The following is a 12,475-nucleotide window of genomic DNA, read 5'->3' as shown; positions in this document are numbered from 1 at the left end:
TATGACTTTAACAAGTTTAAAGGACTATACAACATTACATAACGGTGTAAAAATGCCTTGGTTTGGTTTAGGTGTTTTTAAAGTAGAAGATGGTTCAGAAGTAATTGATTCTGTAAAAGCAGCAATTAAAAATGGCTACCGCAGCATCGATACTGCAGCAATCTATCAAAATGAAGAAGGCGTTGGACAAGCGATTCGTGAATCCGGTGTTTCACGTGAAGAATTATTTATTACCTCAAAAGTATGGAATAGCGATCAAGGATATGAAACAACACTTCAAGCATTTGAAACTACATTAGAGAAATTAGGTCTAGAATATTTAGATTTATATTTAGTACATTGGCCTGTAAAAGGGAAATATACCGAATCATGGAAAGCATTAGAAAAGCTTTATAAAGATGGCCGTGTTCGCGCTATCGGTGTGAGTAATTTCCACATTCACCACTTACAAGACTTATTTGAAATTGCTGAAATTAAGCCAATGGTCAACCAAGTGGAATACCACCCACGTTTAGCACAAGAAGAGTTACACGCTTTCTGTAAAGAACATAATATCCAGCTTGAAGCTTGGTCACCATTAATGCAAGGACAACTACTAGATAATCCAACGTTACAAGAAATTGCGACAAAATATAATAAATCAACTGCGCAAATTATTTTACGCTGGGATTTACAAAACGAAGTTGTAACAATCCCTAAATCAATTAAAGAACATCGCATTATTGAAAATGCAAACATCTTCGACTTTGAATTAAGTGCTGATGATATGAAAGCAATTCAAGCTTTAAATGAAGATCGTCGCGTTGGTCCAGATCCAGATAACTTTAACTTCTAAGCGAAAAACCACTGCCATATGCAGTGGTTTTTTCATTTGAGATAACTGAAAATTTAAACTATATTCCATTTGGTTGACACTTCATTGTTCAAGGTGTAAGATTTTGAATTATCAAAGAAACACAAAAATTAATAAAATTTATTCGTTTACTCATTGTATCAAGAGAGGTGGAGGGACTGGCCCTTTGAAACCTCGGCAGCAGGTTCATTTTGAATACTGTGCCACTTCCTGCAAGCTTTATGCTTGAAAGATAGAATGAGGGACTTCGTTTATATACGGGTGCATAACTTGTACGTAAAAATCCCTCTTTCTCAATATGAAAAGAGGGATTTTTTATTTTTCATTTCCCTCATCATCATCCAAACTTAATTATTTAGGAGGAAAATCAAATGAAAAAGAAGTTTGTACCCGGTATTGCATCAGTTGTAGGAGTAAGTATTTTATTAACTGGTTGCGGTAGTTATAAAAACGAAGCAAGCGGAGCAAATGCAAAAGACGAGGCACCTAGCAAACAGGTTTTAAATTTATCTTCACCTACTGAAATACGAACAATGGATACGGCCCGTGCTACAGATACTGATTCTGGTCAAGTAATGAGAAACGTATTTGAAGGTTTGTATAATCTTGGTGAAGGTAACAAACCTTTCCCTGGCGTTGCAAAATCTCATGAAGTAAGTGGCGATAAAACAAAATACACATTCCACCTGCGAGATTCAAAATGGTCAAACGGCACTCCTGTTACAGCGAAAGATTTTGTGTTCGCTTGGCAGAGAGCCGTAGATCCAGCAACAGCCTCTGAATATGCATTTCTATTCTTTGATATTAAAAATGCAACAAAAATTAACAACAAAGAACTTCCAGCCGACCAACTTGGTGTAAAAGCAGTTGATGACCATACGTTTGAGGTAGAATTGGAGCGTCCTGTTCCGTATTTTATTAGCTTAACAGCGTTCCCAACATTTCTACCAATTAACGAGGAATTCTTTAGAGCACAAGGTGATAAGTACGCTTTAGAAGATCATACAATCTTGTACAATGGAGCTTTTACACTAAGCGATTGGAAGCACGAACAAAGCTTTAAATTCAAGAAAAACCCTACCTATTGGGATAAAGATACTGTCAAACTAGAAGAAATCAATTTTAACGTCGTAAAAGAAAAATCAACAGAAGTAAATTTATTCGAGTCAAAACAATTAGATCGTATAAAACTAACATCTGACTTTGTCGATAAATATAAAAAGGATGCTAACTTTAAAGAACGTCCAAACGTAGGCGTACAATTTTTACGTATGAATCAACAAAACAAAGTACTTCAAAATGTTTCTGCACGCCAAGCAATTAATCAAACAATTGATAGAAAATCCTTTGTAAATACGTTATTAAATGATGGCTCTACATCAACACTTGGTCTCGTTCCAAAAAACTTTGCAAAAGGACCTGAAGGAAAAGACTTCCGTACTGCAAACGGCGATTTAACAAAAGTTGATACAAAATCTGCACAAGAGTTATGGAAAAAAGCTAAACAAGAGCTTGGTTCTGAAAAGATAACATTAGAATTATTAACGAGTGATGCTGACCTTGATAAGAAAACTGGTGAATTCTTAAAAGGGCAACTAGAAAAGAATTTAGATGGATTAACAGTAAATATAAAACCGCAACCGCGTAAGCAACAAGTTTCGCTTTTATTAAAAGGTGACTACGAAATCGGAATTGACGGCTGGAGCCCTGACTTTGCGGATCCAATTACATTCCTTGAGCTATTTACAACGAATAACCCTTATAACTTAGATCATTACTCTAATAAGGAATTCGATGAAACAATAGCAAAAGTGAAAACAACTTTAGCTGGTGATGAAAAAGCTCGCTGGGAAGCATTACTAGCATCCGAGAAAATATTATTTAAAGACTCTGTTATCGCTCCTCTTTACCAAAAAGGCGAATCTTATTTAGAACGTTCTTATGTGAAAGGAATTGTGCAAGTAGACTTTGCGGGTCAATTAAATTTCAAGTGGGCAAAAATTGAAAAATAAAGTAAAACCGTAATAAGTGAGGGTTCTTCATCCCCACTTATTATTAGCCCACACCAATTGTTTTTTTAGCAAAATATATTAAAAGCGGGTTCTCTCACACAAGAGAATCTACTTTTTTAATATATTATTCTAAGAAATTAACATTCTATTTTTATTATTGACATATAGTTCTTTCCAGTGTTAATATTCTAAATAATCAAAGAAACAAAATATTTCACCATCAAAATATAATGTCTACTACGTTGAAACATATAACGATAGATTATAGCTCAACATGTATATACATATAGAACACCTGATTACCTATAAACAAATATTTATAATAGGTTTCATCTCCTTCTATAGCTACTTCAAGACATGGACATTATGACGTTACGAACAACACATTTAGGGAGGAACGAACAATGAAGAAAAAAGTTGTACCTGTTGTTGCATCTGTTTTAGGGGCAAGTCTATTACTAACTGCTTGCGGGGGAAATAAAGATAATGCAGGCGGAGCGAAAGCAAACGATAAAGTACCTGATAAACAAGCAATTAACTTATCATTCGCTTCAGAAATTCCAACAATGGATGTTGCAAAAGCAACGGATGGGGAATCCATGAATGTAATGCGCAATGTTTTTGAAGGTTTATATGCAATGGGAGAAGATAATAAACCGATTCCTGGTGTTGCTGAGTCGGTTGACACTAGTCCCGATAAAACAAAATATACATTCCATCTGCGTGATTCAAAATGGTCAAACGGTACTCCTGTTACAGCAAAGGACTTCGTCTTTGCTTGGCAACGTGCCGTAAATCCTGATACAGCAGCTGAATACGCATTCTTATTCTTCGATGTACAGAATGCGAAACAAATAAACCAAAAACAATTACCAATTGATCAACTAGGGGTCAAAGCTGTTGATGACAAAACGTTAGAAGTACAACTAGACCGTCCTGTTCCTTACTTCTTAAGCTTAACGACATTCTCAACATTCTTGCCAATTAATGAAGAGTACTTAAAGTCTCAGGGCGATAAATACGGTTTAGAAACAAATCATTTAATTTACAACGGTGCTTTCACATTAGATAACTGGAAACACGAACAAAGTTTCCAATTGAAGAAAAACCCTAACTATTGGGATGCTAAAACGGTAAAATTAGAAGAAATCAACTTCAATGTCGTTAAAGATAAGTCTACAGAAGTGAATTTATATGATTCAGGACAAATTGATCGCGTTGCTTTAACTGCAGAGTTTGTTGATAAATATAAGAGCGATCCAAACTTCAAGGAACGCGCTGAAGTCGGCATTCAATTCTTACGACTAAATCAGAAAAATGAAACATTAAAAAATCAACATGCACGCCTTGCTATTAACGGCGCAATGAATAAAAAAGCATACGTAGAAACAATTTTAAATAACGGTGCTGTTCCAGCTGAAGGAATGGTTCCTGCGAAATTTGCAAAAAGTCCAGAAGGCAATGACTTCCGTAAAGAAAATGGAAATCTAGTCAAGGATGATGTGAAAACAGCGAAAGAAAACTGGAAAAAAGCAAAACAAGAACTTGGTACTGACAAAGTAACAATCGAACTATTAACAAGTGACAATGCTTTAGCTAAAAAGACTGGCGAATATTTAAAAGGTGAGTTAGAAAAGAACTTAGATGGATTAACAGTGAATTTAAAACCGCAACCACGTAAACAACAGTTGAAACTACTATTAAGTGGTGACTATGAAATTGGTATTGACGGCTGGGGCCCTGACTTCGCTGATCCAATTACATTCTTAGATTTATTTACAACAGATAGTGCTTATAACTTCGATAAGTACTCTAACAAAGAGTACGATGAGCTCATTCATAAAGTGAAAACAGATTTAGCTGGCGATGAAAAAGCACGCTTTGAAGCAATGAAGCAAGCTGAAAAAATTCTATTACAAGACGGCGCTGTCGCTCCTTTATACCAACAAGGTCGTTCTTACTTACAACGCTCTTTCATTAAAGGACTTGTAACGACTGACTTCGGCGGTGAATTTAACTATAAGTGGACAGAAGTTGCAAAATAACAAAAGTAAAAGGTATCCTACGAAGGATACCTTTTACTTTTATACAACTTTAACTACAGAGCTTCCTCTTCCCTTTACCATTCCTTTTATAGCTAAAGTCGTCACTGCTACTAATTGTGTAACCAATACAATAACTAATAATGAAATAATATTTCTCTCTAAACTAACTCCTCCGAATATTATTGTATAATAGCCATTTGCTGCATATGTTGCTTGAAATAATTCACCGATCGTTTGATACGTTTTAGAAAGCATTTCAGTACCTCCTCACAACTTCAATTTACCATATACATACAAATCATTTTTGATTTAAATTGCGGATGAGCCCTTGTGACTGCAGGATAATAATTTATTTTCAACACATACATAATTACATGTTTTTGGGAAAAACTTGTATAGAATGAATTTACATAAGGAGGAATTTATAATGAGAATTCTACTATCAGTTTTATTAGCTCTTATGCTAGTACCTGCATTAACAGGATGTAAAGCCCCTGCAAAAGAAGACACAACTTCTAATAAAAAGACGACTGAAGAAGCAAAAAATGAGGCTCCTGCAGATTTAAAACTAAACTTTAATGAATTTAGTTTAGATGCAGACTATCAAGATACGAAGAAAGACTACGAAGCTGATTATAAGAATGTAGCCGCTGATAAGAAAATGGAAGCAAAGCTTGAAGACCATAAAACAAATGCAAAGTTTACAGGTGACGAGGCTATTACAAAATTAAGCCCACTTCTACAAGAATTAAAATTTGATAAAGATACTCCTGACCAAGAAGTAATCGATCAAGTAGTGAACGTGTTCAAACTTGATAAAGACTACCAAAAATTCGATTTAGAAGTTGTCTTCTCTGATGGAACGAAAAAAGAATATAAAAGAGAAATAAAATAAAGAAGTAGGCGATTGCCTACTTCTTTATTTTTGCATATCTTAAATCTGGTTTAGATCCAACATAATATTGAAGTCCAGATACCGTTTGTTTTTGTAAATAGGAATCCGACGGGAATATAATTGGAATTAATGGTGAATCTGTAAACATAATATCTTCCGCTTTATGCAATAAGTCAAAACGCTTATCTTCATTTTGTTCAACTTCTGCTTCCTTCACTAAAGCATCAAATTCTTTATTATGCCATTTTGCATAATTGTTTGGACCATCACCTGCATATAAATCTAATTTAGTAATTGGATCTAATAAAGAACCGCCCCATCCCATATAAGCCAATTGGAAATCACTTTGCTTATATGTGTCGATGTAACTCTTCCACTCTTTATTTTCTAATTTAATATCTACGCCAAGATTTTTCTTAAACATTTCTTGCATTGCTTCTGCTACTTTTTTATGTTGTGTATCTGTAGTGAATTTTAATGTTACTTCAGGTAATGTAGACCAGCCTTGTTCTTTCATGCCTTCTTCTAATAATTTTTTCGCTTCTGCTGGATCAAATTTAACGTAACCACCTTTTTCTTTACGGAAATCACGCCCACTTTGTGTTTTTGCTCCTTCTGGAACGAATGCATTTGCTTCTTGTGCATTGTTTTTATACAGTTTTTCAACAATAAACTTACGATCAACTGCTAATGAGAATGCTTTACGTACTTTCGCATTTGTGAATGGCTCTTTTTCTACGTTAAACGAATAAATATAAGATGAAAATCCTGCAACACGTTTATATTCTTTATTTCCTTTTTCTTTTTCAATCATTTCTTGCGGTAAACCGCTTAGTAAATCTAATTCTTTTGATTTATATAATTGGTACGCTGTTTTAGAATCTGGAATAATACGAAACTCAATTTCTTTTAATGTTACCTTTTTATCATAGTATTCTTTATTTTTTTGTACTGTAATAGCCTGATTATGCTTCCATTCTTTTAATGTGAATGGCCCGTTCGTAATTAACTCTTTTGGATCTGTTTTTAATTTATTATTATCATCAATCGACTTTTTAGCTAATGGAATAAATAATGAGCTTGCTAATTTCTGTTTAATAGAAGCAACTGGATGTTCAAGAGTTACCTTTAATGTTTGAGGATCAACGACTTGAATACCAACTTGTCCTTCTTCACCTTTTCCAGTATTGTATGCCTCTGCCCCTTTAATAAAATACATTTCTGTTGCATTCATAGAACCCGTTTTCGGATTCAATAATCGCTTCCATGCAAATTCAAAATCATTTGCTGTAATAGCAGAACCATCTGACCATTTAATATCTTTCTTTAAATGAATTGTATACTCAGTTCCATCAGCATTTACTTCTTCTTTCTCTGCTAATTCATTTTGATATTTCCCATCACTATCTTGCGTATATAAGCTTGAGAATAAATGTCCAATTACATAACCTGACGTGCTATCTGTCGCAATAGCGGAATCAAGTGTATATGGATCGCTACCAATATTCGTTACTAATCGATCTCCTTCTCCCTTACCAGCACTCGCCTTTTGCGTCTCTTTCTTACCGCAAGCGACAGAAGTAATTGCTAAAACAGTCATAATGACAAACAGTAAAAACTTCTTCATCCTACATTCTCCTTTAACCTGAAATTTTTGGTGTTGATGCCAATAGTGTTTTTGTATAAGAATGTTGTGGATTACAGAACACTTCGTCCGTATTTCCAAATTCAACAAGTTCTCCTTTATATAAGACAGCCACTTTTTCACATAAATAGTGAACCATCGGCAAATCATGTGCGATAAATAAATATGTATAGCCTTGTTCCTTTTGAATCTTTTGCAGCAGATGTACAATTTGAATTTGCAATGAAACATCTAATGCTGAAATTGGTTCATCAAGAATCAATACTTCTGGCTCACACAATAACGCTCTTGCAATAGCAATTCGTTGACGTTGTCCTCCGCTAAATTCGTGCGGATAGCGATCGATATATCGTCTATCTAATCCCACACGTTCTAGCGCATCACCTGCTACTTTATCCTTTAATCCTTTATCACCTAAACCGAATGAAATATAACCCTCCGTTACGCTATCGCGTACTTTCCAGCGCGGATTTAATGCTGCTGTGGAATCTTGAAAAATGAACTGTACTTTCTGTAAAAAATCTCGCCTATGAGCTGATTTCAGCTTGTGAACGACTTGACCGTTATAATCAATTTCACCAGACGTTGGACTCTCAATCCCTGCTATGAGCTTTCCAAGTGTTGTTTTTCCTGAACCACTTTCACCAATAATGCCAAGTGTTGTTCCTTTCGGAATAGAAAGTGATATGTCTTTTAACGCTGTGATTTCTTTACTTTTACTTCCATACGTTTTCGTTACTTGCTTTATAGTAATTAAATCTGTCGTCATGAGGCATTCACCTTCTCTTTTGATTTCGCTTTATTATGCTCTAGAACATGTTGCCAACAATGTGAACTATGCTCCTTAGAATATGTGGTTCTCTCTGGAAAACGATGAATACATTCTTTTATCGCTACTGGACAACGATTTACAAAAGGACAACCAAAGCTATTTAATGTTTCAATGGAAGGTGTCGTTCCTTCTATAGCACGTAATACCTTTTCGGAATCATCCATATTCGGAATTGCTTGTAATAAACTTTTCGTATATGGATGTTTAGGAGAACCTATTACCTCCTGTATCGTTCCTTTTTCAACAACACGTCCCCCGTACATAACAACTACTCGATCAGCTACTTCACGTACAAGTGCCAAATCATGTGTAATTAATAAAATACTCGTATTTTGTTTTTCTTTTCTTTCTTTTAATAGCCCCATAATTTGTTTCTGAATCGTTACATCTAACGCTGTTGTCGGCTCGTCTGCAATTACAAGCTTTGGGTGACAAGCAAACGCAATTGCTAAACAAATACGCTGCCTCATACCTCCGCTTAATTGATGTGGGTACTGTTCAAAGCGTTTCTCTGCTTCATGTATCCCTAAACCCATTAACAAGTTAATCGCAATTTCCTTTGCTTCTCTTTTCGATTTTTTCCCATGTTGCAAAACTACTTCTGTAATTTGTTTGCCTACCTTCATCGTTGGGTTTAAAGATGAAAGCGGATCTTGAAATATAAAGGAAATATCTTTTCCGCGAATTTGATTCCATTCTGACTCTTGTAAATTCGTTAATTCATTTGCTTGGAAAGCTATATTCCCATCATCGATATGAATAGATTCTTGATTTAATCCGACAATAGATTGTGCTGTAACACTTTTTCCTGAACCACTTTCTCCTACAAGTGCAACGATTTCACCTTCATTAATAGAAAAGGAAACATGCTTCACAATTGCTTGCTTACTATTCTCTTTTTCAACGGTCAATGTTACGTTTTCTAAAGATAAGAGCTGTGCCATGTTTTTTCTCCTTTCGATTCCGTTTGACGATTTTTGGATCAATCGCATCTTGCAAACCATCACCAATTGCATTAAATGCGAACATAATGAGTGCAATCATGATTGCCGGGAAAAATAGCTGCCACCATTCTCCGCTCAATAATGTCCCGAGTGCATCATTCGTCATCGTCCCCCAACTTGCCGCTGGTGATTGTACTCCAAGTCCTATAAAGCTTAAAAATGATTCTGAAAAAATAGCTGCTGGAATTGTAAATGATAAATTTACGATAATAATGCCTGTTAAATTCGGAATGATATGTCCGTATATAATCTTCATATGCGATGTACCTAATCGCTCTGCTGCAATAACAAATTCTCTTTGTTTTAAAGACAAGACCTGCGCTCTAACGAGACGTGCCATGCCAATCCATCCTGTTAACGCAAGAGCGATTATAATTGTAAAAAGTCCTGGTTTCATCACGATCAATAGTAAAATAACAATTAATAAATATGGGATACCATATAACACTTCAATCCCTCGTATAATCCATTCATCTATTAACGTTCCAAGACGATTACGCCCTCTCACATATCCACTAAATCCACCAATCAGTACACCAAACCCTATATCGAGGGCAGCTGCTACTAATCCAACTGTTAGTGAAATCTTCCCACCAGCCCAAGTACGTGCCCAAATATCTCTCCCTAGATCATCTGTTCCAAACCAATGTTCACTACTCGGCGGTAAATTTGTTGCCTCTTTTACTTGTTCACTCGCAGTAAATGAAGTTAAACTTTCGCCAATAAGCGAGAAAACAATAATTAGCAATAACGTCACTGTTCCTAAAACTGCGATTGGATTCGATATAAACTTACGAAACACTTCTTTCTTTCTGCTAATTGTTTGCTGATTTTTATTTATCGTTAATTCTTTTTTCTCTTCTTTCGTTAATAACTGTTCATTAATCTCATAAGCTCCCATTTAAATATCCCCCCTCCTTATGTAATAGAACGAATACGCGGATCAACAATGCGATGAATAATATCTGTAATGAAAATACAAGAAATTAATAATGCACTATAGAAAATCGTTGTTCCCATAATGACCGGATAATCCCGGTTAAAAATACTATCTACAAAATATTTTCCTAGACCAGGAATGGAAAATATTTTTTCAATAACGAAAGTCCCTGTTAAAAGTCCAGCCATTAACGGTCCAACAAATGTAAGTACTGGAACAATCGCATTTCGAAGAGCGTGTCTTATAATAATCTTCTTAATTGGTATACCTTTTGCTCTTGCTAGCTTAATATAATCACTCTGCAGTACTTCGATCATATTAGAACGAACAAACCTTGTAATAACTGCGATTGGCCCTAACGCTAATGCAAAGGATGGCAATACCGTATGTTCGAATGTTCCCCAAGAGGCTACTGGTAAAAACTCAAATTGGATAGCGAATACTTGTATAAATAGTGGTGCTAAAATAAAACTTGGAATAGAAATACCTAAAATTGCGAGCAAACTCACACTATAGTCAATTACTCTCCCATGATATAGAGCAGCAAATGTCCCTGCCGCAATTCCTACTAACAATGAAATAACAAGTGCTTGTAGACCAATAATTGCTGATGGACCAAAGCCAGTTGTTATAATTTCTGATACACCTTGCCCGGTTGATTGAACCGATTCACCAAAATCAAAATGAACTACACCGTCTAAATAAGCAACATATTGATTCCATAACGGTTCATCAAGGTGATACTTCGCTCTCATGTTTTGGATCACTTCTTCAGGAAAGATTTTTGCATCTGATGAAAATGGATCTCCCGGAATAATATGCATAATTAGAAATGTCACTGTCGTAATAACCCATAGTGTGAACACCATAACCGATAATTTTTTAATTACATACACTTCAATAACCACCTAAACACATGAATTTACTTTGTTTTATGAATGTACTTTTTCCATTACTCCCTTTTCTCTTTTTAGAATACAAAAAGCCTTGATCTTAAAAAATAAGATCAAGGCTTAACAAACAAAGGCCCATCACTTATCTTTCAAGACTTGCTTGCTGGAATTAGCACGGTGTTCCTATTACAGAACCCGCTGCTGAGGTGTCATAGGGCCAGTCCCTCTACCTCTCTGGATAAGTAAATTGCTATATTATTATTTGGTTCAAATTGTATATTTCGAATTATAATTCTGAAAAATTGAAAAGTCAATCGAATTGGATAAATTTAGAAAAATCAGTTTTTAATTCGTTTATCGAAATTACAGTTTTCGGCTTATCATAAAAAGAAATGATGTTAAAGGAGTTATAAGATGGACCCCTTACTTCTTGCTACTATAGGATTACCCTTAACAATCGTTATACTTGTCATCATCGGCTCCTATAAACTCTTTATTAAAAAGAAACGTATTACTTCTTTTTATACTCCTTTCGATAATATTACCGGGCAAACTATTTCCGAATTTCACGAAGAACAGAAAATATTAGTATCTGAGGATGAAGACAGAGATGGCAAGAAGAAAAAATAACCTTGCACAGGCAAGGTTATTTTTTCGTTTCTGCTTGAAAACGTTTATAGTATGTCGATGCTGTTGCAAAGTTAATTTCTATATCACGAATCAACGATGAATCTTCTTCTTTAGCTAACTTCTGTAATTTTTTCATCGCTTGTTCTGATTCATTCAAGAAACCAACATATACCTCATGTTCTTGCTCTTTCGACTTCGGAACACGAATTTCTTTACGTATATGATCAATATCTTCTAACATGCTCGTTGTTACCTTTTGCACGTCTTCTTTATATGTTGCATTCGTTATTTCCTTACCGCCCTTTTCTTTTGCCACTTCAAATAAATGCAGTGCTTTATTAATTTCTTTATTCATTTTTATATCGTATTTTTCATGTACTGCAAGGTATTCTTTCATCTCTTCTGTTTGTTCAGTAGATTGCTCTACCTTTTCTTTCGGTTCTTTCGTATCTTTATTTCCATTACATCCTGCTAGAAGGATCATACTTCCCATTACAGCAATACCCAAAACCTTCTTCATCTCTTCTTCTCCTTTTATCTACAGCTATTACTCATTATAGTTTCTTTTATCTCCACTTGTTATTATACCGAGAACGCCCTACTTTTTACACTTAAGACGACATCGTAATATATATACCAACATGTTTGTCACAGTATCGTCACTTTATACAAATAACTTTTGCAATGCTTTACTACATCACCTTACAAAACTGTAAGCACACATAA

The 12,475-nt window shown here is 35.0% G+C and carries 12 protein-coding genes and 2 riboswitches; of the genes, 5 read left to right on the top strand and 7 right to left on the bottom strand.

Annotation, left to right across the window (positions count from 1 at the left end; genetic code table 11):
* Window position 1 precedes the first annotated feature (1 nt).
* The 3 genes from ASE54_RS19880 to ASE54_RS19870 all read left to right on the top strand — a co-directional run bounded on the left by ASE54_RS19880 (window position 2) and on the right by ASE54_RS19870 (window position 4,910).
* Window positions 2-835 (top strand): aldo/keto reductase, encoded by an 834-nt coding sequence (locus ASE54_RS19880; protein ID WP_000176911.1) that lies wholly within the window; start codon window positions 2-4, stop codon window positions 833-835.
* Between the two features lie 152 nt (window positions 836-987).
* Window positions 988-1,092: riboswitch (SAM riboswitch) on the top strand.
* 132 nt (window positions 1,093-1,224) lie between these two features.
* The gene (locus ASE54_RS19875; protein WP_000726450.1) at window positions 1,225-2,865 is read left to right on the top strand and encodes a peptide ABC transporter substrate-binding protein; all 1,641 of its coding nucleotides are present in this window, start codon (window positions 1,225-1,227) and stop codon (window positions 2,863-2,865) included.
* Between the two features lie 404 nt (window positions 2,866-3,269).
* Window positions 3,270-4,910, top strand: coding sequence for a peptide ABC transporter substrate-binding protein (locus tag ASE54_RS19870; protein WP_000731067.1), 1,641 nt, complete (start codon window positions 3,270-3,272; stop codon window positions 4,908-4,910).
* Window positions 4,911-4,949: 39 nt separating this feature from the next.
* Here the strand turns inward: ASE54_RS19870 and ASE54_RS19865 are convergent, their stop codons facing one another.
* Window positions 4,950-5,165, bottom strand: coding sequence for a hypothetical protein (locus ASE54_RS19865; protein ID WP_000949587.1), 216 nt, complete (start codon window positions 5,163-5,165; stop codon window positions 4,950-4,952).
* 172 nt (window positions 5,166-5,337) lie between these two features.
* Between ASE54_RS19865 and ASE54_RS19860 the strand changes: the two genes are divergently transcribed.
* Window positions 5,338-5,805: a YusW family protein gene (locus ASE54_RS19860; RefSeq protein WP_001221557.1), complete on the top strand. Its 468-nt coding sequence runs from the start codon at window positions 5,338-5,340 to the stop codon at window positions 5,803-5,805.
* A 16-nt stretch (window positions 5,806-5,821) separates the two neighbouring features.
* Here the strand turns inward: ASE54_RS19860 and ASE54_RS19855 are convergent, their stop codons facing one another.
* Genes ASE54_RS19855 through ASE54_RS19835 form a run of 5 tightly spaced genes read right to left on the bottom strand, consistent with a single transcriptional unit; the run spans window position 5,822 to window position 11,122 of the window.
* The gene (locus ASE54_RS19855) at window positions 5,822-7,432 is read right to left on the bottom strand and encodes a peptide ABC transporter substrate-binding protein (RefSeq protein WP_000714110.1); all 1,611 of its coding nucleotides are present in this window, start codon (window positions 7,430-7,432) and stop codon (window positions 5,822-5,824) included.
* 13 nt (window positions 7,433-7,445) lie between these two features.
* Window positions 7,446-8,219: an ATP-binding cassette domain-containing protein gene (locus tag ASE54_RS19850; RefSeq protein ID WP_000205646.1), complete on the bottom strand. Its 774-nt coding sequence runs from the start codon at window positions 8,217-8,219 to the stop codon at window positions 7,446-7,448.
* Window positions 8,216-9,226, bottom strand: coding sequence for an ABC transporter ATP-binding protein (locus tag ASE54_RS19845; protein ID WP_000057891.1), 1,011 nt, complete (start codon window positions 9,224-9,226; stop codon window positions 8,216-8,218). The genes ASE54_RS19850 and ASE54_RS19845 overlap by 4 nt, the downstream gene beginning before the upstream one ends.
* Window positions 9,183-10,187 carry an ABC transporter permease gene (locus ASE54_RS19840; protein ID WP_000501536.1) on the bottom strand — a complete coding sequence of 335 codons (1,005 nt, stop codon included), beginning with the start codon at window positions 10,185-10,187 and terminating at the stop codon, window positions 9,183-9,185. Before ASE54_RS19840 ends, ASE54_RS19845 begins: the two co-directional genes overlap by 44 nt.
* A 17-nt stretch (window positions 10,188-10,204) precedes the next feature.
* The gene (locus ASE54_RS19835; protein WP_000289327.1) at window positions 10,205-11,122 is read right to left on the bottom strand and encodes an ABC transporter permease; all 918 of its coding nucleotides are present in this window, start codon (window positions 11,120-11,122) and stop codon (window positions 10,205-10,207) included.
* Window positions 11,123-11,258: 136 nt separating this feature from the next.
* Window positions 11,259-11,364, bottom strand: a riboswitch (SAM riboswitch).
* 169 nt (window positions 11,365-11,533) lie between these two features.
* On the opposite strand from ASE54_RS19835, the gene ASE54_RS19830 reads away from it, so the two are divergent.
* Window positions 11,534-11,749: a DUF3951 domain-containing protein gene (locus ASE54_RS19830; protein ID WP_000371396.1), complete on the top strand. Its 216-nt coding sequence runs from the start codon at window positions 11,534-11,536 to the stop codon at window positions 11,747-11,749.
* A 16-nt stretch (window positions 11,750-11,765) separates the two neighbouring features.
* Here ASE54_RS19830 and ASE54_RS19825 read toward each other — a convergent pair whose 3' ends face one another.
* Entirely contained in the window at window positions 11,766-12,269 is a 504-nt protein-coding gene (locus tag ASE54_RS19825; protein WP_000756521.1) for a hypothetical protein, read from the bottom strand.
* Window positions 12,270-12,475 lie beyond the last annotated feature (206 nt).

This window comes from Bacillus sp. Root131, assembly GCF_001429475.1.
Taxonomy (GTDB): Bacteria; Bacillota; Bacilli; order Bacillales; family Bacillaceae_G; genus Bacillus_A; species Bacillus_A thuringiensis_S.
Note: the sequence above shows the minus strand (reverse complement) of the source record. Positions and strands in the feature narration are given on the sequence as shown.

Coding starts and splice junctions, on each gene's coding strand:
- ASE54_RS19860 (WP_001221557.1), top strand. CDS start 5,338: ATGAGAATTCTACTATCAGTTTTATTAGCTCTTATGCTAGTACCTGCA.
- ASE54_RS19865 (WP_000949587.1), bottom strand. CDS start 5,165: ATGCTTTCTAAAACGTATCAAACGATCGGTGAATTATTTCAAGCAACA.
- ASE54_RS19845 (WP_000057891.1), bottom strand. CDS start 9,226: ATGGCACAGCTCTTATCTTTAGAAAACGTAACATTGACCGTTGAAAAA.
- ASE54_RS19825 (WP_000756521.1), bottom strand. CDS start 12,269: ATGAAGAAGGTTTTGGGTATTGCTGTAATGGGAAGTATGATCCTTCTA.
- ASE54_RS19840 (WP_000501536.1), bottom strand. CDS start 10,187: ATGGGAGCTTATGAGATTAATGAACAGTTATTAACGAAAGAAGAGAAA.
- ASE54_RS19880 (WP_000176911.1), top strand. CDS start 2: ATGACTTTAACAAGTTTAAAGGACTATACAACATTACATAACGGTGTA.
- ASE54_RS19830 (WP_000371396.1), top strand. CDS start 11,534: ATGGACCCCTTACTTCTTGCTACTATAGGATTACCCTTAACAATCGTT.
- ASE54_RS19855 (WP_000714110.1), bottom strand. CDS start 7,432: ATGAAGAAGTTTTTACTGTTTGTCATTATGACTGTTTTAGCAATTACT.
- ASE54_RS19850 (WP_000205646.1), bottom strand. CDS start 8,219: ATGACGACAGATTTAATTACTATAAAGCAAGTAACGAAAACGTATGGA.
- ASE54_RS19875 (WP_000726450.1), top strand. CDS start 1,225: ATGAAAAAGAAGTTTGTACCCGGTATTGCATCAGTTGTAGGAGTAAGT.
- ASE54_RS19870 (WP_000731067.1), top strand. CDS start 3,270: ATGAAGAAAAAAGTTGTACCTGTTGTTGCATCTGTTTTAGGGGCAAGT.